This is a genomic window from Pandoraea capi (assembly GCF_902459735.1).
Classification (GTDB): domain Bacteria; phylum Pseudomonadota; class Gammaproteobacteria; order Burkholderiales; family Burkholderiaceae; genus Pandoraea; species Pandoraea capi.
In genome coordinates this window covers 51,733-76,697 of sequence record NZ_CABPRV010000015.1, presented here as the reverse complement: position 1 = coordinate 76,697, position 24,965 = coordinate 51,733, and the positions used below count along the sequence as shown (strand labels likewise).

Here is a 24,965-nt window from a genome sequence, read left to right as displayed (position 1 = left end):
ATCAGCGCGGGCGCGCGGCGCGCCGCCACGGACGTTCCTGGAGCACGTAGAGACGGAAGCGCTCGTCGCGGTCGGCCGCGCGGCGGCCTTCCCAGAGTTGGCGCCATTCGTACGGCGCGAGCGACAGCGGTTCGCTGTAATCCTGTGAATCCTGACGCAGCAGCACGTCGCAATCGTCGTCTGCCGAACCGAAGCGCATGTTGCCGAAGTACGCGAACGACGCGAGCTGTGCGTCGCCCACTCTTGCGGTACGGATGCAGGTGTAATCTGCGGGCAGGTGTGCCGAGATCTGCGCGGCCACGTCGCGATACGTGCGGCCGTAGTTCACGACCGGCAGCCAGAGTGTCATGAGCAGCACCCACATCAGGGTTGTGCCGCCGGACGACAGCACCACGCTGCGCCACAGCACCTTCGGGCTGCGCGACACGCGCCATGCCACGAGCGTCACCCAGGCACCCGTGACGAGCAGGGCGCTGATGAGCGTGATCCAGCTGAATTCCGGGGCAAAGCCGGGCACAAGGCGTCGCAGATTACGTGCCGTCGAGGCCGGGAAGCCGGTAATGCCTGCGAGCCAGACGATCCATACGAAGCCCGCCAGCACGGTGAACGAGAGCACGGCAAACCAGTCGATGGCGTTGACCGTGCCGCGCTTGAGCGTGGGCAAACCGAACGCCGCGATGATGGACAGAGCGGGCAGTACCAGCATGAAGAGCTGGTTGCCCTGATGCGCTTGCAGCACGATCAGCACAAGCAGCGTGATGGCGAAGACGAGCGATATGGCGATATGCGGCGCGCGTCGCATACCACGCCAGGAATACAGTGACCACGCAGCCAGCGGCCATGCAGGCCACGCGAACAGTGCGAGGTTCTTGACGATATAGCTCAGCGAGCTGAGTGTCGGTCCGCTGAAAGTGTCTACGCCGATGTCGGCCCATTCGCCGAGCCAGCGACGTGCACCGTCTGCGAACTTGAGCGCGGCGAGCGGCCAGGTGCAGGCGAGGAGCAACGTGATGGGGGTGGACACCAGCAACAGCATGCGCAGGGGCAGGGCGCGGCACACCACGGCAGCGACGATGCCGGCGATCCACAGCGAGAGCGTCATCAGCGGTGAAGACGCGAGCGCCATGCCGCCGAGCGCGAAGCCGAACCACACGGCGCCCTGGCGCGGCTTGTCCAGACTGCGCACCAGACCGTAGATGGCCATCGAGATGAGCGTGAGCTGTCCGACCGTTGCCGTGGTTTCATGACCGCGTTCGGCCAGACCGAAACAGGCAAGCAGAATCAGCAGTGCGCCGTCGGCAAGCGTACGGCCGTAGTCGCGCGGCTCGGGTTCGCCACCGAAAGCGTATTTGAACGGTTGCACTTCCGGGCGGCGACCGAGCAGATAGGTGCCGTACCAGATGAACGTGCAGGTGATGTAGAAGCAGAGGCCTGTGACGATGCGGGCGGCGTCGGGCGCGTCGAGCCATGAGAAAGCGCGAATGGCGAGCGCACCGAGCCACGAGACGAGCGGGCCGTTATCGTAAATGGGTTTGCCTGCGATGTTCGGCAGCAGCCAGTCGGACAAATGACCATGGGCCATCGTCCACATGATGCCGAAGCCGGCAGCGTCTTCGTTTTTCCACGGGTCGCGACCAAACAACCCCGCCAGCACATAGATGACGCAAATGGCGATCAGCAGCGAACGCGGCAGCGCGCTGGTGGCGGAGGCAGTGATGCGAACTCGTTTCATAGGCAATACGGCAGGACCGGCAGAGCGGCCGGATCGGGAAAGCGGAGGGATGGCCGGAAATGACCCGGGGGGTCAAACCTGCGGCAACGCGTGGTGCCAACCTGGAGGAAGGCCCGGGGCGCCCGGAAAAGTCGACAGTATGACAGTAACCGATGAAATGGCGCAGAACAGAACCAAGAAAAAAGGGCAGCCTGAGCTGCCCCTTTCCAACACTTTCCGCAACGCCGGGGTATTGCCCCTGATGCACTGGCCCGCCATCGTCTGCCGGGCCCCGCATCGCGTTGTGCGGCGATCTGCCTGTAAAACTTAGGCAGCCTTGCCGCCGGCGCGGTTGCCGAACTTCTTGCGGAACTTGTCCACACGACCTTCCGCGTCCATGATGCGGGTTTCGCCGGTGTAGAAGTTGTGCGATGCCGACGACGTATCCAGCTTCACGAGCGGGTAGGTCTTGCCGTCGATTTCGATGCTTTCCTTCGACTGAACCGTCGAGCGGCAGATGAACTGGAAGTCGATGCCCGGGGTCATGTCCTTGAACACGACTTCGCGGTAATTCGGGTGAATGCCTTCTTTCATGATGGGCCTTGAGTTAAGTCGGTAGCCAGCCTGCGCGAGTCACCTGACCCGCTAACGCAATTGCCGCCTTTTGACGGAATACGCGTCGACCACTTTCCGGATTTGGAAAACGCGCATTATGCCACGAAAACCACAATTTTCGCAAAGTTTTCATGGGGTTGCGGAAGGCCCGGGCGTCGCGGGCGGCGTGGCGTCCGGCAGCGCAGTGACTGGCGTGGCGGGATCTTGCAGGAAATAGCGCGAAAACAGCGCGTACAGGGCCGGATATTCGTGCCGGAAGGCCTCCGGGGCCACGAAGAACGCTTCGGCGCATACCGCGAAGAATTCCGACTCGTGTTCCGTCGCATACGGATCGAGTAGCGAGGTCGACGCGAAGGCGTCCCAGTCGGCGTCCGGGACATTCGCCACGTGGTGACAGAACTCCTCGTAGGCCGGATCGAAGACGTTGCACCATACTTCCGTCGTCAGATCGCCGTGAAGGCGGCGCAGCATCGGCGGCACGCCGTCGGCCTCGCCACCCTCCATATCGATCTTGTGGACGAATTCATGGATCACGACGTTGTAGGCGAGCACGTCGCTCGCCTGAACGTCTTGCCACGACAGCACGACAGGTCCGCCCTCCCACGCTTCGCCGCTGGCCTCCTGCTCGACGTCATGCACGACGCCGGCCTCATCCTGCACCGTCTTGCGGATCAGAAACTCGCCCGGGTAGAGCACGATGCCGGTCCATCCGCGATACAACGCCGGGGGTAGATGGAGAATCGGCAGGCACGCCTGTGCGGCGACGGAGACGCACATGGCGTCGGTCAGCGGCAGGTCGTGTGCGGTGGAGAAGTGCTTGCTGGCCAGAAAGTCGGTGGCCAGTGTGCGGAGCTTTTCGAGGTCTGCCGAGGTGCGTCGGGAAAGGAATGGCAATGCGCCGACGACTTCGTGCCAGATGCTGTCGTCGATCGCTGTGGCTTTGCGGGAGAGTCCGAGGCTGGCGAACAGGGTCTTGAGCATGGCGTGCGTGTCCGGCGTGGCGCTGCGGCGAGGGTTCGTGCGGTACCAATGCGCCTGCGGCGCAAAGGCAAATGACGCTGACGATTCTAATTTAGCTGCTTCTGGATTGCCGCAAAAATTGCGCCACACAGCGCCACGATGGCGATGAAGTGAAAGCCGTCGATGAACGAGAGAAACGCGGCTTGCCGCTGGATCATCTGGGCGATTTGCGCAAGCGCGGCGCCGTGCGCCTGCGATGCGGCAACGCCTGCGTGAGTGAGCGCATTGGCGAGGGTGTCCAGCGTCTGCGTGAAGATCGGGTTGTATGGATTGGCGACCTCCGTGAGCCGGGTGCGATGCAGCGCTTCGCGATGCTGCTCGAAGGCTACGATCGTCGAGACGGCGAACGAGCCGGACAACTGGCGAAGAATGTTCTTCAGCCGGTAGCCGTGTACGAAGCTTTCGTGATCGAACGTGCGAAACGTCAGGTTTGCCACCGGCAGCACGGTGAAAATGCCGAAAACCGCCTTGAGGGCGAGCACACCGTAGAGCTGCGACTGGCCAGCGTCGGGCGGCATGGCGCCAAGCCAGACGCTGGTGCTGATCGTCATCAGGAAGCCGCTCACGATCAGCAGCTTCTTGTTCGTAATGAACTTTGCGACGCGAAAGTAGGCGATCAGCAGGATCACTGTGAGCAACGCCGAATAACCCAGCAGTTGTCCGGTGCGCTCGACGGTGAAGCCAAGGCCCTGCTCCAGCAGGCGAGGCATCAGATAGCTCTGGGTGTTTGCCAGATAGTAGTAAGCCGCGTACAGGACCAGGCCGACTTGAAACTCGCGTCGACGCAGCGATTGCAGGCGGATGAACGGCGCGGGGTGCTGCCATTGGTGGTAGCCAAACCAGACCAGCGCACCGACACCGACGACGGTCAGCAAGGGCAGCACCGGCGTTTGCAGCCAGAGCGTGTAACGCATTTCCTGAAGCACGACCTGAAACGCGCCCATTGCAAGGGCGAATGCCATGAACGGTGCGAACGGGTAGCTGCCGCCCGAGACGCGATCGCGCAGACGGCCGACGTCCGGCACGGCGAACCAGGCGAGCCCGGCTAGCAGCACCGCGGGCGGCGCCGTGCACAGGAAGAGGGTGCGCCAGGTGTATTCGGACACCAGCAAGCCGCCGATGAGTGGTGCGGCGGCCGCCCCGGTGAACAGCAGCAATGCGAACGTCTGCACCGTCTTGCCACGGCGCTCCGCCGGCACGCTCACCTGCGCCAGAATGCGGCACGAACTCATCCAGCTACCCGCGCAAAATCCCTGAAACGCCCGGGCAATCACGAGCTGCGTCACGCTCTCGCTGGTGCCCGCGAGGATGGCGCCGCAGGCATAGAGCAGTAGCGATGCCGTCAGATAGCGACGGTAACCGATGCGCTCGACGAACCATTGTTGTTTGAGGATGGCGAGCACCGAGGCGATGCCGTAGGCCGTCGTCATCCAGACGAACTCTTTCGGCGAGGCGTCCACGCCGCCCGACACGTAGACGGCGAAGTAGACGAGCAGTGCGTTTTCGAAGAACTCGAGACCGGGAATCAGGCCAATGGCATAGCGATAGGCCTCCGCCCGCATCGGCCGCAAGGGGCCGGCACCCCCGGACGCCGACGGGCGCGGAGGCGTCGTCGGCGGCGATGGTGCGGTATGGGAGGGCGCTGCGGTGCGTGTCATGGCGGGAGAAGGTTGGTGCGGGAGCGAGGGGTCAGCGAGACGACGGCTGGCGCGCTTTCGCGGCGCGTTCGGCCAGCAACTCGTCGGCAGGCACGCCGCGAAGCCGCTGCTCGATGTACTTGAGGTCGTGCTCGATCTGGGCTTCGAGTTTTTCCGCCTCGCGTAACTCGCGTCGAACCTGCGCAGTGCGTTCCCGGAGGGTGTCGAGTTGGGACGTCAACGCCTCGCGCACCACCTGGAGGTCTTCCTCGTTCATGCGCGACTTGCCGGCTTCGACCATCCGGCGCGGGCGCTTGAGCATTTCCGTGATGGCGGCAATCGAGAAGCCTAGCGAGCGCATGCGCAAAATGCGGCCGAACGTGGCCAGATCGGCTTGCGTGTACATCCGGTAACGTCCGCCGCTGCGGGCCGGAACGACGAGATTCAGCTCTTCGTAGTACTTCAGCGTGCGGGCCGTGACGCCGAGCGCAGCGGCCGCCTGACCGACGCTCAGCATTGACGTGTCGTCGAACGAGGTGTCGACGTCGGGTGAGGCGGTTGGGGATGAAGGATCTGCGGGCATGAGCGTGCCTCCGATCGAATGATGGCACGAATATTAGCACAACCTATACGTGAACGTACAGGTTTGGGTGTGTCGGTGATCTTGAAGGACAATCGGCCCGCCACACCACGACGCGGGAGCGTCGAAATGTGGCGGGCCGACGGATCGCGGGAAGGACTGGGTCAGCGTGCCGAGAGATTTGGCGCCGTTTCCCAGCGGATCGCGCGCACGCCAGCGGTGTCGCCGAGCGTCGAGACGAGGTGAACGAGCGCTGCGCGACGATTGCGCTCGCACCGCAGCACGTAATCGAGTTCGAGCAAGTAGCCGCCCGAGCGGTCCGTGCGGGTCGCCATTTCCGGGGTAATGCGCTGGGTGCGCAGTGCGTCGCAGACGGTCGCGTCGATGGCGTCGGCCTTCGATGCCAGCGTCAGGACGACCAGCCGGTACTGCGGCGAATGAGGCTGGTGTGTGTCGCTGGCCTGGGCTACGGTTGGCGTCGAAGCTGCGGCGTTGGGCGCCAGCCGGGCGCGAGCGCGATCGAACAGCGACGGGATAAGCATTTGCAGCGTCATGGTGTCCTCCTGAATCAAGGGCCTGAGACGGCGGATGCCGGGGCTTGGCGATGTGTCGCATAGGACTCGTGATGGCCTCGTCCAGTGTCAACCGGGACGGGAACGTACGAGACGCCATGCAATACATGAATTCGACGCAAGCGTCGGCAGGCTTTCGTTGCTGAATGCGAGCGACGGTGAGATGTCGGACGCGCAATAGCGCCTGGAGCGTGCCTTGTGCCGGACGAGGTGTCCCCATCCGTCAAACAAACGCTGAACTGCGGGGTAGATGCGGGAAAACGAGTCGCGTGATTGCGAGATCGAGAGATCGCTGCCGAAAGACGCGGATGACGCTGGCGTCATCGGAACTCGGTGCGATCGATGCACTACCGCTGCGGCATTGGGACCGGCAGCGGCAGTCGAGGACGACTGCGGGTTACCGGGCCAACGCGTCGCCGGTCATTGCCGACGCTTGCGTGCTACTAGAGCAACTGCCCACGGAAAACTCCGTCGTAATTGGAAAGATGCCATTCTAGGGGTTCGGTGCACCCATGTAAAGAAAATGGCGGCATTTCGCGGCTTTTTGTCGCGAAATTGACGACATTTCTTCAAGTTTTGGCGATTTCTTGATGCGAATCGCCTGGCGTGATGCGTCGAGGCTGAGGTCGAGGCTGGGTACCCCGAGTACGCGTGTCCGCTGGCTCACTCAGTCGGGCAGCACCTTGCCAGGATTCATCAGGCCGAGCGGATCGAGGGCGGTCTTGATCGCGCGCATCAGCGAAAGCTCTACCGGCGATTTGTAAGCGGCCGCCGCCTCACGCTTGAACTGACCGAGTCCATGTTCCGCGCTGATGGTGCCGCGATGCGCATGCACGCTGTCGTGCACCGCGGAGGTCACGGGTGCCTGATACTGCTTGAGAAACGCGGCAGGATCGACGCCTTCGGGCGCCATGACGTTGTAATGCAGATTGCCGTCGCCGAGATGACCGAACGTCACCATGCGGGCGCCGGGCGCGATGCGCTGGACGATAGGGTCGGTGGCCGCGATGAACGCTGGCACTTGCGAGACCGGCACCGCGATATCGTGCTTGATGTTGAGGCCGGTGGCCGATTGCGCGAGCGGAATGCTCTCGCGCAAATGCCAGAGCGCATTGGACTGTGCGAGGCTGCTCGCGACGACGGCGTCGCGCACGATCCCTTGTTCGATGGCGTCGTTCAGCACTCGCTCGAGCAGGTCGCGGGCGTGCGCTTCGCTCTCGTTGTCGGAAAGCTCCAGCAGGACAGCTTGGGCATACGGTTGCGAGAACGGATATCGCTGCTGCTCGAACACCGTCGCGACGAGCTTCAGGCAAAAGTCCGACATCAGCTCGAAGCCCGTGAGCAACGGACCCGCCATGCGTTGGGCGAGATTGAGTAGCGCGAGGGCGTCAGCAGGGCTGTCGAGTGCGGCGAGCGCAGTCATGCGGGCCGCCGGCTGCGCGAAGACCTTGAGCGTCGCTGCGGTAATGAGGCCGAGCGTGCCTTCCGCGCCGATGAAGAGATCGCGCAGGTCGTAACCGGTATTGTCCTTGCGCAGACCGCGCAGTCCGTCCCACAGTTCGCCTTGTGGCGTCACGACCTCGAGCCCGAGACACAATTCGCGTGCATTGCCGTAACGCAGCACGGCAGTGCCGCCCGCATTCGTCGCGAGATTGCCACCGATGGTGCAACTGCCTTCTGCCGCGAGGCTCAGCGGAAAGAGTCGTTCGACGGCGGCGGCGGCTGCCTGCACGTTGGCGAGCAGGCAGCCCGCCTCGGCGGTCAGGGTCATGTTATCGGCGTCGACTTGCCGGATGCGGTCCAGACGACGCAGGCTGATGACGACCTGGCGTCCGCTCGCGTCGGGTGTCGCGCCTCCGGCAAGGCCTGTGTTGCCGCCTTGAGGCACCATCGGTACACCGTGCGCAACGCATAGACGCACCAGTGCGGCGGTCTGTGCTGCGTCAGCCGGGCGCAGCACGGCGAGGGCATTGCCGACATAGCGCTTGCGTTGATCCGTGAGGTAGGCGCTGGTGTCGGTGGCCGCTTCCAGGACATGGTCACGTCCCAGCAGGTCGCGGCAGGCGGTGAGGAATTCGGCGTGGTTCATGGCAGTGGGGGCCTTGCCTGGCCTGAGATCGCGCAGCCCGCTGTTGATTCAGGCGGGGCGGGCGAAGCTGACGGCGCGGACATGAGCAGCGTGAGAGACGTGAGAGGCGTGACGGCTGATCGGTGAGTGCGGTCTGAAACGATAGCGGGCGACGGCTAACGGGCGGCTGTCGCACATGCTTTCGCCGCGCGCTTATAGGGACGCAGGTAAAAGACCGTGGCGAAAAAGAAGACGAGCGAGAGCGCCGTCTCGATCCAGGCCAGTGAGGCGGATGCGCCGGTATCGGACATCCCGCGCACTACGCCTTCCGCAAGAAACAGCAGGATGAACATGCTCGACCATTGAAGCGTGTACAGATTGCCGCGCAGCACACCGCGCAGCGGCAACAACAGAAGCAATGCCTTGAGCACCAGCCACGAGCCGCCGGGACGCAGCGGCGCGAGCCACAATTCCCACGCCACCGACAACGCAATCAACGCCAGCAGACTCGCGATGCTCAGACGGCGCAACCAGTGCGCGCGGTTCGCCGAGGCGTGTGGGGGCACGTCCGGACGGGTAACGTCGTGCGGCAGATCGGGCGGTGTAGCAGTCATGGGCTTGTCTCGTGGGCCTTGAATACTGCGGAGTGAGGCGTGATGACGCGTGGTGACCGGGCCGGCCGGGTGTCGTGGGCGACGCTTGTTCGCTCGCCGTCCTTTATCGCCACCCTTTACCGCCACCCTTTACCGCCACCCTATAACGCTGGCCGCTAACGCCAATCTTCGATCCGTCGCCCGACAGGGGGGACATCGGCAAATCGGCGCCGCCGCCGTTCACGCGTAGCAAACGCTTATTCTGCCAGCTTGCTGGCCGCGCGTGCGAGTCGCGCGCCGAGGGCCGACGCCAATTGACGTTCGTCTGCCGAGAGCGGATTGCCGTCGTGCGCGAAGTGTGTCGCGCCATAAGGCGAGCCGCCGGTGCGCGTGGTGGACAATGCAGGCTCCGTGTAGGGGAGGCCCATGAGCAACATGCCATGGTGCAAGAGCGGGATCATCATCGACAGCAGCGTACTTTCCTGACCGCCATGCAGGCTGGCGCTCGACGTGAAGACGCAAGCCGGCTTGCCGGCGAGCGCACCCGAGAGCCACTGCGGTGTGGTGCCGTCGAGGAAATATTTCAGCGCGGCGGCCATGTTGCCGAAGCGTGTCGGGGAGCCCAGCGCCAGGCCGGCGCACTCTTCGAGATCGCGCAGTTCCACATAAGGCGGGCCGCTATCGGGAATGTCGGGTGCGCTGGCTTCGCATACCGTCGACACGGCGGGAACGGTGCGCACCCGTGCCTGCGCGCCGGGCACACTATCGATGCCCGCAGCGATGCATTGCGCGAGTTGTGCGGTCGTGCCGTGACGACTGTAGTACAGGACGAGAATTTCGGTCATGAAATCGAAGCGGTCGAGTCGGTGGTGAACCGGCCAAAACATTGGGTTCGGACTGAAAAGCCCGCGAAAAGTGCGGGTATTATAGGGCGTTCCTCATGGCGTTACGGTATGTCAGCGTGCGTAAGCGCATCGTTGACGTGCGTTCGGCGCATGACTCTCCCGCATTCCCACGTTCCCTTGAGCGTGGCGACACCGCGCCGGCATTCACTACGGAGCCCGATTTGCTGAAACTGTCCCGCATCAACTGGAATAACGCTCGCCAACTGTTGACATACGCGCTTGCGCGGGCGCAGGACGACCGGATTCCGCAAGTCGCAGGCAGTCTGACGTTTACTTCGATCCTGTCGATCGTCCCGCTGTTCGCCGTGACGTTCGCGCTGTTCACGGCCTTCCCGATTTTCAATTCGTTTCGCGACGCCTTGCAGGGCTTCCTGCTCGAACATCTGATGCCGGAGAGCGTCAACGCGCAGATCTTCAACTATCTCAATCAGTTCGCGTCGAAGGCAAAAAGCCTGACGGCATTCGGCCTGATCGGTTTGCTGGTCACGGCCGTGTTGACATTGATGACGATCGAATCGGCATTCAACGTGATCTGGCGCGTGCCGCGTCCGCGTCCGCTGGCGCAACGTCTGCTCATCTACTGGAGCCTCCTCACACTCGGGCCGCTGCTGTTCGGCGTGAGTCTGTCGATCAGTTCGTACGTCTTCAGCCAGTCGATGTCGCTGGTGAGCACACTGCCGCCTGCGGTGGCGTCAATGCTGAGCCTGATTCCGCTGGCGCTCACGAGCGTGGCGTTCATGCTGATGTACGTCTACATGCCGAACTGCAAGGTGGACTGGCGCGATGCGCTGGTCGGCGGTGTGGTGGCGGCGCTGGCATTCGATCTGACCAAGCGCGGCTTCGGCATGTACATCCGTCAATTCCCGACCTACACCGCCGTCTACGGGGCATTTGCAGCGGTGCCGATTTTTCTGCTGTGGATTTACCTGTCGTGGTTGGTGGCACTGCTGGGTGCGACGATCACGTCCGTATTACCGGCGTTGCGGCTCGGACATTTCCAGTATCCGCGCTTCCCGGGCAGCGATCTGCTCGATGGCCTTACGCTCATCCATCTGCTCAATCAGGATCGCGAAGCCGGCGGAGGCGGGTTTACGACACAGCAACTGGCGCGCACCATGCGCACGAGTCTGGAGCACGCCAACGACCTGCTCTGTCGGCTCGAGCGCATGGGATGGGTCGGGCGTCTCACCATGCAGCCCCCCGCCGAGCGCTGGCTACTGTTAGCCAATCCACGCACGACCACGCTCTCACCGCTGGTGGCCCAACTGGCGCTCAACGTCGACGAACTGGCGCGGCAGATGGAGCGTCACGCGCTCGATGGTGCCCACGTGGCCGACATCCTGCGCGAAGGCAAGTGGGATGTGCCGCTGGCCGACGCCTTGCCGCGCGACCCTTCGGTCAGCGATGACAATGACGATAGCGACGATGGCGACGTCAACGATGACGGCGAAGGCGTCGCGGCAGATGCGGCAGATAAGGCACGCGCGGATCGCGAACGCGAGCCCCATCCGTCTGCGCGCTAAAGTTTGATGCGGCCCACGCAGATATCGCGAAACATGACCCAGTCGCCCATCAGGCTGTAGATCGGATGACGGAAGGTAGCTGGGCGGTTCTTTTCGAAGAAGAAGTGACCGACCCAGGCGAACGCATAACCGCATACCACCGCCGCGAGCAGCCACCAGGCATTGCCTGTCACGGCGAATGTCACCAGCAAGGCGATAACACCCCATGAGCCGACGAAGTGCAGACGACGGCAGGTGGCGTTGCGGTGCTCACCGAGATAAAACGGGTAAAAGTCTGCAAACCGGTCAAAGGTTTGCGCCGACGGTGCGGGCTTCTGTTCCTCGGTCATAGCAAGCCTCCTTGTCCTGAATGGCGAAGGTGACGCGCTCAGTCTCGCACGAATCGCTTGAGGGCATCGAGCAGGGCGTCCGGTTGCTCCGTCATGATCGCGTGCCCCGCGTTGACGGTCTCCACCGTCACCGGTGCGCCCGCGTTGCGCAAGGCGTCGAGCAACGCCTGTGCCGCGCGCGGCGGTGTCATCTGGTCACGCTGCCCTAACACGGCAAGCACCGGACATTGGATGCTTGCGATCCCCTCCGTACCCAGATCGTATGAATTACAGGCGATGAAATCCGTCAGGAACACCTTCGCCGGATTGCGCTGCGCCACGCGCTCCATCAATCGCTGATTGCCGCCCCACGTCCAGGATCCCGGGCTCGGCGCCGAGGGTTTGGCCGCGAGCGTGCTATGGGACCACGCGTTGACGAGTGCGATGGCCTCGGGCTCGCGTTCTGCGGCGGCCGTGAGCAGCGTGTCGGAGACCTTCATCGGATACGCCGTGCCGACGAGCGCGATGCGCGAGACGCGTTCGGGGTGTCGCGCCGCGGCGTCCAGCGCGATCAGCGATCCCATGCTGTGACCGACCCAGACGGCCCGCTCGATACCGGTGGCATTCAGTACATCGACCACGCGGTCCGCCATCTCGCCAATGGTTTCGAGCGGCGCCCCGGTGCTTCGATGATGTCCGGGCAGATCGAGGGCGAGTACGTTCATGCCGTGATGCGCGAGGTACCGGCTTTGCAAGCCCCAGACACTGTGATCGTGTTGCGCGCCATGCAGAAAGACGACCGTGGGCTGCGCGGGGTTCATCGCCTTGCCCGCAGTGTAGGCGTAAAGGTTGTTGCCTGCGATTTCGAAGTTCATCGGCCTTGCCCCTTCGTGGACGATTTGACGGCTGCTTTCAGGCCGCGCTTGAGGTCCTGGATCAGGTCGTCGGGGTCTTCGAGTCCAATGGACAGACGCACCGTGCCTTCGCCGATCCCCGCGGCGGCGAGAGCGGCTGCGTCCATGCGGAAGTGTGTCGTGGACGCCGGGTGAATGACCAGCGAGCGGGCATCTCCCACATTTGCCAGATGGGAGAACAGTTGCAGCGACTCGATGAAACGCTTGCCGGCTTCACGATCGCCGTTCAGATTGAAGCTGAACACCGCACCAGCGCCGCGAGGCAGTAGTCGCTTGGCCAGCGCGTAGTCCGGGTGCGATGGCAACTCAGGGTAGGCCACACTGGCCACCGCTTCGTGACCCGCCAGAAATTCCACCACACGGCGTGCGTTGTCGACATGTCGCGCCATGCGAAGCGGCAACGTCTCGACACCTTGCAGCAGTTGCCATGCCGCTTGCGGATGCAGGCACGCGCCAAAGTCGCGCAATCCTTCACGACGTGCGCGCAGCAGGAAGGGGGCAACGGAGCTTTCCTCGGCGAAGACCATGCCATGGAAACCGTCGTACGGTTCGGTCAGCTCGGGAAATTTGCCGCTCTTTTCGAAATCGAAGGTGCCGCCGTCGATTAGCACACCCCCGATGGTCGTGCCATGTCCGCCCAGAAACTTGGTCGCCGAGTGATAGACGAAGTCCGCCCCATGCGCGAACGGCTGGATGAGCCACGGCGTAGTGAACGTGCTGTCGACAAGCAGCGGCACACCGGCGTCGCGCGCAATCCCGGCGACTTGCGCGATATCGAGCACGTCGAGCCCCGGGTTGCCGAGCGTTTCGCCGAAGAAAAGACGCGTTTCCGGCCGGACCGCGGCGCGCCATGCGTCCAGATCGCCGGGGCGAACGAAGGTCGTTTCGATGCCGAAACGGCGCAGCGTGTAGTGCAGCAGATTATGTGAGCCGCCATAGAGCGCACTTGACGCGACGATGTGCGAGCCCGCCCCCATCAGCGTGGCGATGGCCAGATGCAATGCGGCCTGACCGCTGGCTGTCGCGATGGCCCCGACGCCGTTTTCCAAGGCGGCCATGCGCTCTTCGAATACGGCATTGGTCGGGTTGGATATGCGCGAGTACACATGTCCGGCGCGCTCCATATTGAACAGGGCGGCAGCCTGGTCGGCGTCGGAGAAAACGAACGACGTGGTCTGGTAAATCGGTGTGGCGCGTGCGCCGGTGGCAGGATCGGGAGCGGCCCCGGCGTGCAGGGCAAGCGTGTCGAAGTGCGGAACTGACATGTCGGAGAGGGCCTCGCTGATGGCGTGAAGTGGGCGCTTGAGTGATGAGCGCTGACCGGGCTGACTCGTGATGCAGGCTTTACGTATACGGCAATCCTAGCACCACCTTCGTGCGCTCCGGCAGCCTTTATCTGGTCCATCAGGGAAATTGCGGTGTTGTCCGATGTCGGGGGTAAGGTGTTGTCTTATCACGGGTGCGGAATCGCCCGAAAACCCGCGCCGAGCGGTCATGCGAGCGTCTTTCGCCTTTCCTTTTCGGACGCTTTCCGATAGCATCCATCGAACAGGTTTCAATCCCTATTTGACGCGGAGACAACGGGCGTACGCGTCGGTCATCCGTCTCGCAAGCCGAAGTCCGGCGAGGGTGCTTCGTCGCATTTCGTCGCACATCGGCGCGAATTGCCGCGAGGTACCGCGAATTGCCCGAGCAACACAATGAGGAGTGTGTGCCATGCGTGTGTCTGACATTCTGAAAGTAAAGGGCAACACCCTTTTCACCGTGACCCCGGAAACGTCGCTGGCCGATGCCGTCGACACGATGGCGGAGCACGACATCGGTTCGCTGGTCGTCATGGAGTTCGGCGATCTTGTGGGCATGCTCACGTTCCGCGAAATCATCAACACGATCAGCAAGAACGGCGGCACGGTCGGCGGCTCCACGATTCGCAAGATCATGGACGACCATCCTCTCACCTGCACCCCCGAGACCGACGTGAACGAAGTGCGCCGCATGATGCTCGAGCGTCACGCCCGTTATTTGCCCGTCATGGAGAACCGCACGCTCATGGGCGTGATTTCGTTCTACGACGTGGCGCGTGCGGTCGTCGAGGAGCAATCCTTCGAGAACCGCATGCTTAAGGCCTACATTCGCGACTGGCCTGCCGAGGAAGCGGAAAACGCAAAGTGAGTGAGGCCAGTCAGCGCGAGGCTCGCGGCGACGGCCACCAATCACGACTGCTGAGAGAGCGTCGGTTCGCGCCGTTCTTCTGGACGCAGTTTCTGGGCGCGATGAACGACAACGTGTTCAAAATCGCGTTCACGTCGCTCGTCACCTACCACGCATCGCTGTTTCAGGACGTCGACGGCAAGACGGCGGCGTTCCTGATTTCGGCGATCTTCATTGCGCCGTTCCTGCTGTTTTCGGCGACCAGCGGACAGATTGCCGACAAGTGGGACAAGGCGCGTCTGATTCGATTCGTCAAGACGCTGGAAATCGCCATCATGGTCGTGGGGGCGGCCGGTTTCGTCTGGACGAGCGCGCCGCTTCTCTATACCTGCACCTTCCTGATGGGGCTGCATTCAACCCTGTTTGGACCGGTGAAATACGCCTATTTGCCTCAGCATCTCGCCAACCATGAACTGGTCGGAGGGAACGGACTTGTCGAAATGGGCACGTTCGTGGCGATTCTTCTGGGCACGATCATCGGGGGAGAGATGGCGGGCGCAGGGGCAGGCGCGCTGCCCTGGATCGCGGGCGTGTGCATCGGTGTCGCCGTGGTGGGGCGCGTCGTATCGACGTGGGTGCCGCAAACGCCGGCCGCGCAACCGGATCTGCGCATCAACTGGAACCCGTTGACCGAGACGTGGCGGAATCTGCGTATTGCACGTGAGGACCGCGCGGTATTTCAGAGCCTGCTCGGTATTTCCTGGCTCTGGTTTCTCGGTGCAACGTTCCTCGCCTCGTTCTTCAATTTCGCGCGCGACGTCCTCGGCGCGAGTCCGGACGTCGTCACGTTGCTCCTTGCCATGTTCTCCGTGGGCATTGGCGTGGGCTCGCTGTTGTGCGAACGCCTCTCCGGCGGCAAGGTGGAAATCGGGCTGGTGCCGTTCGGCTCGATCGGCATGACGGTCTTTGCCGTTGACCTTTACTTTGCTAGCCGTGGCGGTACGGCGGGCACGTCGCTGTTGACGGTCGGCGAGTTCATTTCGCGGCCTGCTCACTGGCGTGTGCTGGCGGATCTGTTCCTGCTGGCGATGTTCGGTGGCTTTTACAGCGTGCCGTTGTATGCGCTGATCCAGAGTCGCAGCAAACCGTCGCATCGGGCGCGCATCATCGCGGCCAACAATATTCTCAACGCACTGTTCATGGTCGTGTCCGCGCTCATGGCGATGGCGCTCACCAAGGCCGGGTTCACGATCGATCAGTTGTATCTGGTGACGGGGATCCTCAACGCATTGGTCGCCGTTTATCTGTACACGCTGTTGCCGGAATTCCTGATTCGGTTTGTCATGTGGCTGATGCTTCACACGATCTACCGCATCGATGTCAAAGGGGCCGACCAGATTCCAGATGAGGGGCCCTGTGTGCTCGTGTGCAATCACGTGAGTTTTGCCGACGCGGTTGTCATTGGCGCGTCGATCCGGCGTCCCGTGCGTTTCGTGATGGATCAACGGATTTTTCGCATCCCTGTGCTCTCGTGGTTCTTCCGGACCGTTGGCGCAATTCCGATTGCGCCAGCCCATGAAGATGCGGCCAGACTCGAGCGGGCCTATGAACAAATTGCCAGGGCGCTTGCGGCGGGCGAGGTCGTTTGCATCTTCCCCGAGGGCAAGCTGACTGCGTCGGGGGATCTGCAAGTTTTCCGGCAAGGCGTGCAACGCATTATCGAGCGCTCGCCGGTGCCGGTCGTGCCGATGGCATTGCGCGGGCTCTGGGGCAGTTTCTTCTCGCGGCACGGCGGGGCGGCAATGACGCGTCCGTTCAAACGCGGCATTCTGAATCGACTGGAGCTGGTGATCGGTGAACCGGTCGCGCCGGCCCAGGCCACGCCGGAGTCGTTGCGCGACAAGGTGCTCAAGCTGCGCGGCCCCTGGCCGGTATAATAGAGTCTTTCCGTCCCACCCCAACCTGATCCCCGTATGTCTGGCAATACGCTTGGAACCCTGTTTACCGTGACCACTTTCGGCGAATCGCATGGCCCGGCCATCGGCTGTGTCATCGATGGCTGCCCGCCGGGAATGGCGTTGACGGAAGCCGACATTCAGATCGAACTGGATCGCCGACGCCCGGGCACGTCCCGGCACGTCACGCAACGTAACGAGCCGGATGCTGTCGAGATTCTCTCCGGCGTGTTCGAGGGCGTGACGACGGGCACCCCCATTGCCTTGCTTATCCGCAACACGGATCAACGCAGCAAGGACTACGGCAACATCGTCCAGACTTTCCGTCCCGGACATGCCGATTACACCTATTTGCAGAAGTACGGCGTGCGCGATTATCGCGGCGGCGGCCGTTCGTCTGCGCGCCTCACGGCACCTGTGGTGGCCGCTGGCGCTGTGGCGAAGAAGTGGCTTGCCGAGCGTTATGGCGTGCAGGTGCGCGGTTGCATGACGCAGCTCGGTGACGTGGAGATTCCGCAGACCGATTGGGCGCAGGTGTCGCAGAACCCGTTCTTTGCGGCCAATGCCGATGTTGTCCCGCAGTTGGAAACGTATATGGACGACTTGCGCAAAGCGGGCGATTCCGTGGGCGCGAAGCTGCGCGTCGTGGCGACCGGCGTGCCGGTCGGCCTGGGCGAGCCGCTGTTCGATCGTCTCGACGCCGACATCGCGCACGCCATGATGGGCCTGAATGCCGTCAAGGGCGTGGAGATCGGCGCGGGCTTTCGCAGCGTGACGCAAAAGGGCTCCGAGCATGGTGACGAACTGACGCCGGAAGGCTTCGTCGGCAACAATGCCGGTGGCATTCTCGGCGGTATTTCGACCGGCCAGGATATCGACGTCTCGATCGCCATCAAGCCAACGTCCAGTATTCGCACGCCGCGTCGATCGATCGATGTGGCGGGGCAACCGTCGACGGTGGAGACGTTCGGCCGTCACGATCCGTGTGTCGGCATTCGTGCGACGCCGATTGCCGAGGCACTGCTGGCGCTCGTGCTAATCGATCATGCGCTGCGTCACCGTGCGCAGTGCGGGGACGTGCACATCGAAACGCCGGTCATTCCTGCGCGCGCACCGGACTAAACCGGACTAATCGAGGCGGAGAACGGACAGAGCTCTTGATGCCTTCGTCGCGTTATCGAGCGCCAAACAAGAACGCCAGACAACAGACTGTCTGGCGTTTTTTTACAGTTGCATGCGCTGCGCGGTTGGGTCACTCACGGCATTGCGTGATGGGGCGCTCGTCCTTTGCGGTATAAAGCGTGCCTTCCGGGCCTTTGCTCCACCAGATGAGCGTGCGTCCCACGTGCTTTTCGCCGCTTGCCGCGCGTGCGGGTTTGAGCACTTCGCGCTGCCCCATCCAATAGAGCGTCACGTTGCCGCCGAGATCGTGATCGTCATAGACGACCACTGCGACATGCGAGTTATCGCACAAGTAGCTCACCGTCTTGGCCTGCGCGGCACCTGCCGCAAGCGCGAGCGCACCGGCCAGTGCCACACCCGAAAGTCTTGAGGAAATGCTCGGCATCATGCCTCCTTGCCTTTGGCGTTGATTCGGAGTCAATTCGACACTTGCAGTTCGGGCGAGTTGCCCGGGCGACGTCAACGTCGACGTCCAAACAAAAACCGCCGGACGAACCGGCGGCATTACAACATCACATATTCGGGTAGTTCGGCCCGCCGCCACCTTCCGGCGTGACCCACACGATATTCTGCGTCGGGTCCTTGATGTCGCAGGTCTTGCAGTGCACGCAGTTCTGCGCGTTGATCTGTAAGCGCTCCGAATCGTCGTCGTTCTTCACGAATTCATACACGCCTGCCGGGCAATAGCGTTGCTCCGGACCGGCATACTCGCTCAGGTTGATGCCGACGGGCACGCCCGGATCCTTGAGCGTCAGATGGGCCGGCTGATTCTCTTCATGATTGGTGTTCGAGATGAACACCGAAGAGAGACGATCGAACGTGAGCTTGCCGTCCGGTTTCGGATAAACGATCGGCTGGCATTGCGCGGCCGGCAGGAGCGATTCGTGATCGGCCTTCTTGCGGTGAATCGTCCAGGGCATCTTGCCGCCCAGCAGCTTTTGCTCGATGCCGGTCATCAGTGTGGCGACCGTCAGCCCCTTCTTGAACCACTGCTTGAAGTTGCGGGCCTTGTTCAGCTCTTCATGCAGCCAAGATTGTTCGAACGCGACCGGGTAGGCGCTCAACTCGTCACGCTGACGGTCCGCCGTCAACGCATCGAATGCCGCATCGGCGGCCATCATGCCGCTCTTGATCGCGGCGTGGCTCCCCTTGATGCGGCTCACGTTCAGGAAACCGGCTTCGCAGCCGACCAGCGCGCCACCCTTGAAGACCAGCTTGGGCAAGGCCAGCAGGCCACCGGCCGTAATGGCGCGCGCGCCATACGAGATCCGCTTGCCACCTTCGAGGAAGTGACGGATCGACGGGTGTGTCTTGTAACGCTGGAATTCTTCGAACGGCGACAGATACGGATTGCTGTAGTCCAGACCGACGATAAAGCCGACAGCGACTTGATGGTTTGGCAGGTGATAAAGGAACGAGCCGCCATAAGTCTGCGCGTTAAGCGGCCAGCCGGCAGTGTGGATGACGAGGCCTTCCTTGTGCTTGGACGGATCGATTTCCCACAATTCCTTGATCCCAAGGCCGTAGGCCTGCGGATCGCGGCCATCGTCGAGGTTGAACTTGCGCATCAACTGACGGCCGAGGCTGCCACGCGCGCCTTCCGAGAAGATCGTGTACTTGGCGTGCAACTCCATGCCGAGCTGGAAGTTTTCGGTCGGCTCGCCGTCCTTGCCCACGCCCATGTTGCCGGTCGCCACGCCCATCACCGCGCCGTTCTCGTCGTATAGGATCTCGGCAGCGGGGAAGCCCGGGAAGATTTCGACGCCCAGCGCTTCGGCTTGCTGGCCCAGCCAGCGCACGACATTGCCCAGGCTGATGACGTAGTTCCCATGGTTCTGGAAGCAGGCAGGCAGCAGCCAGGACGGGGTGGCCGTCGCACCGGTTTCGTTCAGGAACAGGAAACGGTCTTCGACCACGGGGGTGTCGAGGGGGGCGCCGAGTTCCTTCCAGTTGGGGATGAGTTCAGTGAGCGCTCGCGGATCCATCACGGCGCCGGACAGAATATGGGCGCCGATTTCCGAACCTTTTTCCAGCACGCAAACGGAAATATCCTTGCCTGCTTCCTGAGCACGTTGCTTCAATCGGATAGCCGTGGACAGGCCGGCCGGACCGCCGCCAACAACGACGACGTCATATTCCATCGACTCCCTCGGGCCGTACTGCTCAAGCAGCTTGGGATCCATTGATGCTCCTGTTATAAACGTTAGAATTCGTGGGTGCGGCCATTTTCCGGGAATGGGGTTCACCTCGCAACCGCATATTAATAGCACGATCGTTCGGTTTGGTAGGTAGGAAGCTCTAGCGGCGGGCCTTGCGGCAACGCCGTAGTTCAATGCAGGTCCAGGCACGAGGGAGAACAAGATGGGTCGTTCGCTGAATCTGGAGGGCAAAGTCGCCATGGTCACGGGGGCGTCGAGCGGGCTTGGCATGCAGTTCGCCAAGGTGCTGGCGCAGGCGGGGGCCAAAGTCGTGCTGGCCAGCCGCCGCGTGGAGCGGCTCAAGGAGTTGCGGGCGGAAATCGAGGCGCAGGGCGGCGCTGCCCATGTCGTGCCGCTCGATGTGACCGATTACGACAGCATTCGCGCGGGCGTCGCTCACGCGGAGACCGAAGCCGGGGCCATCGATATCCTGATCAATAATTCCGGGGTGTCGACACAGCAGAAGCTGGTCGATGTCACGCCGCAGGACTATGACTACGTCGTCGACACGAACACTCGCGGTGCGTTCTTCGTCGCACAGGAAGTCGCCAAGCGCATGATCCGCCGCAGCAAGGGGGATCCGCAGCGACAGCATCGAATTATCAATGTGGCGTCGGTGGCCGGGCAGCGGGCGATATCCATGCTGGGCGTCTACTGCATGAGCAAAGCGGCGGTCATTCACATGACGCGCTCGATGGCGCTTGAATGGGGGCGCTTCAACATCAACGTGAATGCGCTGTGCCCGGGCTATATCGATACCGAAATCAATCACGATCATTGGCAGACCGAAGCCGGGCGCAAACTGATCCAGATGTTGCCGCGTCAGCGAGTGGGTGAGCCAGGCGATCTCGATGGGTTGATTCTGCTTCTGGCTTCAGACGATTCCCGATTTATCAACGGCTCCATCATGACCATCGACGACGGTCTGGCCATCGGCTGAGAGGGTGAAGACAGGCCGGGCGGGCCGATGGCGGCGCCCGATCCGCGCCGATCGCGAGACGATTTTCCCGATTGTGCAGGCCAGTCGCCATGCGGCAATCGGGGATTGTCCGAGGCAGTCAGCTTCATGGCGACGAGCGCATAATTTCGGGACGTTTACGGGAATCGCGAATGGCGTCGTGTTGACGTCGGATCCCGAATCATCTCGAGGACAACATGCGTAATCAAGGCTGGCGGGGGCTCGTCGGAGTCGCGCTTGCCCTCGCCGCAATCGCGCTGCCGGTGGCCGCACAACCTTACAAGGCCGAATACACGCTGTCGATCGTGCCCGATACGGGCTCGCCCTGGGGCAAAGGCACCCAACTCTGGGCGGACATGGTGCGCGAGCGGACTCACGGGCGCATCAACATTCGACTGCATCCCAACGCCACGCTCATGGGCGGCGACCAGACGCGCGAGTTCACGGCGTTGCGTCAGGGGGTCATCGACATGGCCGTGGGGTCGACGATCAACTGGTCGTCGGCCATTCCGGAGTTCAATGTTTTCTCGCTACCGTTCCTGCTGCGCGGCTATCGTTCCGTCGACGCGCTGACGCAGGGCGACGTCGGGCGCGAGCTGTTTCGTCGCGTGGAAGAGCAGGGCGTCGTGCCGCTTGCGTGGGGGGAAAACGGCTTTCGCCAACTGAGCAATTCTCGGCGTGCGATCCGATCGCCTGACGATATGCGCGGGCTGCGTTTCCGTGTGGTGGGCTCCCTGCTGTTCAACGACATTTTCACGGCATTGGGCGCGACACCGACCCAAATGACGTGGGGCGAGGCGATTCGCGCGCTGCGCGCGCGCAAGATCGATGGTCAGGAAAATCCGATCACGATTTTCAACAACGCCAAGCTCGATACGGCCGGGCAACGCTACATCACGATGTGGGATTACGTGGCCGACCCGATCGTCTTCGTGGTCAACCGGCAGGTCTGGGATAGCTGGTCACCGCAGGATCGCGACATCGTACGCGACGCAGCCATGGAGGCGGCACGCTTCGAAGTGACGCTCGCTCGCGAGGATCTGCTGAGCACCGGGCAGGGCATGTGGGATGAACTGGAGGCGCGCGGCGTGAAGGTCACCCGATTGACGCCCGAGCAGCGTCAGCGCTTTGTCGATGCAACGCGTCCGGTCTATGCCAAGTGGAAGGCGCTCGTTGGGCGGGATCTGGTCGAAAAGGCGGAAGCAGCGGTCAAGGACGATTCGATGGCCAGCAAGCCGCAGACCCCGGCCCAGGCTGGCGGCGTTCGCAAGTAGCACTCACGGCCTCGGGCCGATCCCGCGCTGCCGCTTCGGAATCTTCCGAGGCGGCGCTCCCCAGCAATTCTGAAATAACGCCTTCTCGAAGCCAATCCCCATGGCGTGATGCGCGCCGCCCGGGCCGAGGCGCTACACTTCATTCTCATGACGCCTTGTCATTTCTCGGCAAGGCGCTGTTTTCGATCATGAGGAATTTGCAGTGTCGTCAGAGTTCAAGGAAGTCTTCCGAATGAGCATGCCCATTCGCTGGGGCGATATGGATGCTTTCGGACATGTCAACAACACCGTGTACTTCCGCTACATGGAGCAGGTGCGTATTTCGTGGCTGGAGACGCTGGATATCGCGTCGGAAGAGCGTGAGACGGGAGAGGGGCCGGTCATCGTCAACGCGAATATGACGTTTCTGCGTCAGTTGCGTTACCCGGGCGATATCGATTGCCGCATGTTCATCGGTGAACCCGGGCGCAGCAGTGTCGATACGCGCTTCGAACTGCGCCGCGCCGATCTGCCCGACGTCCTCGTCGCCGAGGGCGGCGCCAAGATCGTATGGGTGAACTATCAGGCCGAGAAGTCGGTGCCGCTGCCGCAGGCCGTACGGACCTTGTTTGCCGGAGAGTAATGTTCCCTCCCCCTCCACCCCCGTGATGCACGGGGGAGATTGGGGTTAGTTGCCGAGCAGGCGCTGGACAAGTTCGGTCGCCGTGCCGGCGCCGTATTTTTGCATCAGGCGCGCCCGATAAATGTCGACGGTGCGCGGGCTGATCTCGAGGACCTTGCCGATCTGTTTGCTCGTCTTGCCTTGCACGAGTTGTGCGGCGATTTCGCGCTCACGGGCGGTCAGGGCGACGGCGACGCGTCGCGTGGCCGAAATGTCCTCGAAGGTCCACAAACCGGCGGCGTGCGGATCGTTCACGTCGAGTGAGCGGCCGGTGACATGGCACCAGAACAGCTCGCCGTTAGCGCGACGCATGATGCGCTCATCCGAATAGACGCCCTGTGTGCTCATGATGGGAGGAATGCGCTCGCCGATGCGCTCGAACTCTTTGGGCGACGGATACAACACCTGAAAGGATTTGCCGATCAGTGTTTCGTGGTCGTAACCGAAAATCTTGCCGAGCTGGCGGTTACAGTCTTCGATGATGCGCTGGCGTGAGATGACCAGACCCACTGGTGCGATGTGAAAGGCTGTCTGGTAGTCGAACGTCGGCATGGGGGAAGTACGATCCGGTCGGTCACACGTGCGGCTTCGCCGCGTGTTGCGGCGCGGCGCGCGGGAAGATATGTAATTTCACGTATTGTGCCCCATTTGCGCGGCACCGTAAGCTCTGTGGTTGCATGAGGCGCGTGGACGGTGGCATTTCGAGGGTTCGCGCGAGTCTCGCAACGCGTGAGCGCGCGGCATAATTTCAATTCTCAACCGAGGGAAAGGGACAAACGATGAACAAGGTATACGCCAGCGCCAAGGAGGCGCTCGCCGGTGTCGTCGCAGACGGGCAAACGCTCGCCGTCGGTGGCTTCGGCCTGTGTGGCATTCCGGAGGCCCTGATCGCCGCGCTGCGCGACTCGGGCGTCAAGGGGCTCACCTGCATCAGCAACAATGCCGGCGTCGATGGCTTTGGCCTCGGTCTGCTGCTCGAGACGCGTCAGATCAAGAAGATGATTTCGTCGTACGTGGGCGAGAACAAGGAGTTCGAGCGCCAGTATCTGGCGGGCGAACTCGAGCTTGAATTCACGCCGCAAGGCACGCTGGCCGAGAAGCTGCGCGCCGGTGGTGCGGGCATTCCGGCGTTCTTTACGAAGACCGGTGTGGGCACTGTCGTGGCCGAGGGGAAGGACACACGCGAGTTCGACGGCGAAACGTACATCATGGAGCGCTCGCTGCGCGCCGACGTCGCACTGGTGAAAGCGGCCAAGGCCGATCGCGCCGGCAACCTCGTGTTCAATCGCACCGCCCGTAACTTCAACCCGATGGCCGCCATGGCCGGCAAGATCACGATCGTCGAAGTCGAGGAGCTGGTGGAAACCGGTTCGATCGATCCGGACGACGTGCACCTGCCGGGGATCTTCGTTCAACGCATCGTGCTGAACGCGCATCCGGAAAAACGCATCGAACAGCGCACGGTACGTGCCAAGTAAGCGCCGAGATCAAGGAGATAACCATGGCATGGAATCGTGATGAAATGGCGGCTCGCGCGGCGCGTGAGCTTGAAGATGGCTTCTACGTGAACCTCGGTATCGGCTTGCCCACACTGGTGGCGAACCATGTGCCGGATGGTATGGAAGTCTGGTTGCAATCGGAAAACGGTCTGCTCGGTATCGGCCCGTTCCCGACGGAAGACGAAGTCGACGCCGACATGATCAACGCGGGCAAGCAGACGGTGACGACGCTGCCCGGTTCGTCGATCTTCTCGTCGGCCGACTCGTTCGCGATGATTCGCGGCGGTCACATCAATCTGGCAATTCTCGGGGCGATGCAGGTCAGCGAAAAGGGTGATCTCGCCAACTGGATGATACCGGGCAAGATGATCAAGGGGATGGGTGGCGCGATGGATCTCGTCGCTGGTGTCGGCCGCGTGGTCGTGCTCATGGAGCACGTTGCCAAGGGCGATGCCCACAAGATTCTCAAGGCTTGCGATCTGCCGTTGACGGGCGTTGGTGTGGTCAACCGCATCATTACCGATCTGGGCGTGATCGATGTGACGCCGGATGGCTTGAAGGTGGCCGAGTTGGCGCCGGGCGTGACGAAGGAAGAAATCTCGCAGAAGACCGGCGCGCCGCTCGACACGAGCGCTGTCTGA

Annotated in this window: 24 protein-coding genes; 9 read left to right on the top strand and 15 right to left on the bottom strand. The window is 62.5% G+C overall.

What is annotated here, in order from left to right; all coding sequences use genetic code 11:
• Position 1: 1 nt before the first annotated feature.
• From PCA20602_RS23775 to wrbA, 9 genes are all read right to left on the bottom strand, one after another.
• Entirely contained in the window at positions 2 to 1,732 is a 1,731-nt protein-coding gene (locus tag PCA20602_RS23775) for an ArnT family glycosyltransferase (protein WP_150723292.1), read from the bottom strand.
• 306 nt (positions 1,733 to 2,038) lie between these two features.
• Complete coding sequence (locus PCA20602_RS23770; protein ID WP_069344703.1) at positions 2,039 to 2,305, bottom strand: type B 50S ribosomal protein L31; 267 nt, start codon at positions 2,303 to 2,305, stop codon at positions 2,039 to 2,041.
• 150 nt (positions 2,306 to 2,455) lie between these two features.
• Positions 2,456 to 3,307: a M90 family metallopeptidase gene (locus PCA20602_RS23765; protein ID WP_150723291.1), complete on the bottom strand. Its 852-nt coding sequence runs from the start codon at positions 3,305 to 3,307 to the stop codon at positions 2,456 to 2,458.
• Positions 3,308 to 3,393: 86 nt separating this feature from the next.
• Entirely contained in the window at positions 3,394 to 4,908 is a 1,515-nt protein-coding gene (locus PCA20602_RS23760) for an MFS transporter (RefSeq protein ID WP_246182321.1), read from the bottom strand.
• 127 nt (positions 4,909 to 5,035) lie between these two features.
• A complete protein-coding gene (locus tag PCA20602_RS23755) occupies positions 5,036 to 5,566 on the bottom strand; it encodes a MerR family transcriptional regulator (protein ID WP_150723289.1) in 531 nt (176 codons plus the stop codon).
• Positions 5,567 to 5,727: 161 nt separating this feature from the next.
• Positions 5,728 to 6,117: a hypothetical protein gene (locus PCA20602_RS23750; protein WP_150723288.1), complete on the bottom strand. Its 390-nt coding sequence runs from the start codon at positions 6,115 to 6,117 to the stop codon at positions 5,728 to 5,730.
• Positions 6,118 to 6,802: 685 nt separating this feature from the next.
• On the bottom strand, positions 6,803 to 8,224 hold the full coding sequence (locus tag PCA20602_RS23745; protein WP_150723287.1) for an FAD-binding oxidoreductase: 1,422 nt from the start codon (positions 8,222 to 8,224) through the stop codon (positions 6,803 to 6,805).
• Between the two features lie 155 nt (positions 8,225 to 8,379).
• Positions 8,380 to 8,817: a DUF2069 domain-containing protein gene (locus tag PCA20602_RS23740; RefSeq protein ID WP_150723286.1), complete on the bottom strand. Its 438-nt coding sequence runs from the start codon at positions 8,815 to 8,817 to the stop codon at positions 8,380 to 8,382.
• 236 nt (positions 8,818 to 9,053) lie between these two features.
• Positions 9,054 to 9,641, bottom strand: a complete 588-nt coding sequence (gene wrbA / locus PCA20602_RS23735) for an NAD(P)H:quinone oxidoreductase (protein WP_150723285.1) — start codon at positions 9,639 to 9,641, stop codon at positions 9,054 to 9,056.
• 221 nt (positions 9,642 to 9,862) lie between these two features.
• Here wrbA and PCA20602_RS23730 point away from each other — a divergent pair, with 221 nt between their 5' ends.
• Entirely contained in the window at positions 9,863 to 11,224 is a 1,362-nt protein-coding gene (locus tag PCA20602_RS23730) for a YihY family inner membrane protein (protein ID WP_246182315.1), read from the top strand.
• On the opposite strand, the gene PCA20602_RS23725 is transcribed toward PCA20602_RS23730, so the two are convergent.
• The 3 genes from PCA20602_RS23725 to PCA20602_RS23715 are packed head-to-tail and all read right to left on the bottom strand — an operon-like array spanning position 11,221 to position 13,711.
• The gene (locus PCA20602_RS23725; protein ID WP_069344390.1) at positions 11,221 to 11,553 is read right to left on the bottom strand and encodes an Mpo1-like protein; all 333 of its coding nucleotides are present in this window, start codon (positions 11,551 to 11,553) and stop codon (positions 11,221 to 11,223) included. The two genes, PCA20602_RS23730 and PCA20602_RS23725, sit on opposite strands and share 4 nt — an antisense overlap.
• A gap of 38 nt (positions 11,554 to 11,591) precedes the next feature.
• Positions 11,592 to 12,407: an alpha/beta fold hydrolase gene (locus PCA20602_RS23720; protein ID WP_150723284.1), complete on the bottom strand. Its 816-nt coding sequence runs from the start codon at positions 12,405 to 12,407 to the stop codon at positions 11,592 to 11,594.
• Positions 12,404 to 13,711 carry an O-acetylhomoserine aminocarboxypropyltransferase gene (locus tag PCA20602_RS23715; RefSeq protein WP_150723283.1) on the bottom strand — a complete coding sequence of 436 codons (1,308 nt, stop codon included), beginning with the start codon at positions 13,709 to 13,711 and terminating at the stop codon, positions 12,404 to 12,406. The genes PCA20602_RS23720 and PCA20602_RS23715 overlap by 4 nt, the downstream gene beginning before the upstream one ends.
• A gap of 451 nt (positions 13,712 to 14,162) precedes the next feature.
• Here PCA20602_RS23715 and PCA20602_RS23710 point away from each other — a divergent pair, with 451 nt between their 5' ends.
• Genes PCA20602_RS23710 through aroC form a run of 3 tightly spaced genes read left to right on the top strand, consistent with a single transcriptional unit; the run spans position 14,163 to position 17,674 of the window.
• Positions 14,163 to 14,618: a CBS domain-containing protein gene (locus tag PCA20602_RS23710; protein ID WP_069344393.1), complete on the top strand. Its 456-nt coding sequence runs from the start codon at positions 14,163 to 14,165 to the stop codon at positions 14,616 to 14,618.
• Positions 14,615 to 16,534 (top strand): MFS transporter, encoded by a 1,920-nt coding sequence (locus tag PCA20602_RS23705; RefSeq protein ID WP_150723282.1) that lies wholly within the window; start codon positions 14,615 to 14,617, stop codon positions 16,532 to 16,534. The genes PCA20602_RS23710 and PCA20602_RS23705 overlap by 4 nt, the downstream gene beginning before the upstream one ends.
• Positions 16,535 to 16,570: 36 nt before the next feature.
• Positions 16,571 to 17,674 carry a chorismate synthase gene (aroC, locus tag PCA20602_RS23700; protein WP_150723281.1) on the top strand — a complete coding sequence of 368 codons (1,104 nt, stop codon included), beginning with the start codon at positions 16,571 to 16,573 and terminating at the stop codon, positions 17,672 to 17,674.
• A gap of 130 nt (positions 17,675 to 17,804) precedes the next feature.
• Here aroC and PCA20602_RS23695 read toward each other — a convergent pair whose 3' ends face one another.
• Together PCA20602_RS23695 and PCA20602_RS23690 are read right to left on the bottom strand one after the other, a co-directional pair.
• Positions 17,805 to 18,122, bottom strand: a complete 318-nt coding sequence (locus tag PCA20602_RS23695; RefSeq protein WP_174981519.1) for an MliC family protein — start codon at positions 18,120 to 18,122, stop codon at positions 17,805 to 17,807.
• A gap of 124 nt (positions 18,123 to 18,246) precedes the next feature.
• Complete coding sequence (locus PCA20602_RS23690; RefSeq protein WP_150723279.1) at positions 18,247 to 19,917, bottom strand: electron transfer flavoprotein-ubiquinone oxidoreductase; 1,671 nt, start codon at positions 19,915 to 19,917, stop codon at positions 18,247 to 18,249.
• Between the two features lie 178 nt (positions 19,918 to 20,095).
• Between PCA20602_RS23690 and PCA20602_RS23685 the strand changes: the two genes are divergently transcribed.
• From PCA20602_RS23685 to PCA20602_RS23675, 3 genes are all read left to right on the top strand, one after another.
• Positions 20,096 to 20,872, top strand: coding sequence for an SDR family oxidoreductase (locus tag PCA20602_RS23685; RefSeq protein ID WP_150723278.1), 777 nt, complete (start codon positions 20,096 to 20,098; stop codon positions 20,870 to 20,872).
• 215 nt (positions 20,873 to 21,087) lie between these two features.
• Complete coding sequence (locus tag PCA20602_RS23680; protein ID WP_150723277.1) at positions 21,088 to 22,164, top strand: DctP family TRAP transporter solute-binding subunit; 1,077 nt, start codon at positions 21,088 to 21,090, stop codon at positions 22,162 to 22,164.
• 202 nt (positions 22,165 to 22,366) lie between these two features.
• On the top strand, positions 22,367 to 22,786 hold the full coding sequence (locus PCA20602_RS23675) for an acyl-CoA thioesterase (RefSeq protein WP_139133362.1): 420 nt from the start codon (positions 22,367 to 22,369) through the stop codon (positions 22,784 to 22,786).
• 45 nt (positions 22,787 to 22,831) lie between these two features.
• On the opposite strand, the gene PCA20602_RS23670 is transcribed toward PCA20602_RS23675, so the two are convergent.
• Positions 22,832 to 23,377, bottom strand: a complete 546-nt coding sequence (locus tag PCA20602_RS23670) for a LuxR C-terminal-related transcriptional regulator (RefSeq protein WP_150723276.1) — start codon at positions 23,375 to 23,377, stop codon at positions 22,832 to 22,834.
• A gap of 227 nt (positions 23,378 to 23,604) precedes the next feature.
• Between PCA20602_RS23670 and PCA20602_RS23665 the strand changes: the two genes are divergently transcribed.
• On the top strand, positions 23,605 to 24,303 hold the full coding sequence (locus PCA20602_RS23665) for a CoA transferase subunit A (RefSeq protein ID WP_069344402.1): 699 nt from the start codon (positions 23,605 to 23,607) through the stop codon (positions 24,301 to 24,303).
• A gap of 23 nt (positions 24,304 to 24,326) precedes the next feature.
• Entirely contained in the window at positions 24,327 to 24,965 is a 639-nt protein-coding gene (locus tag PCA20602_RS23660; protein ID WP_069344403.1) for a CoA transferase subunit B, read from the top strand.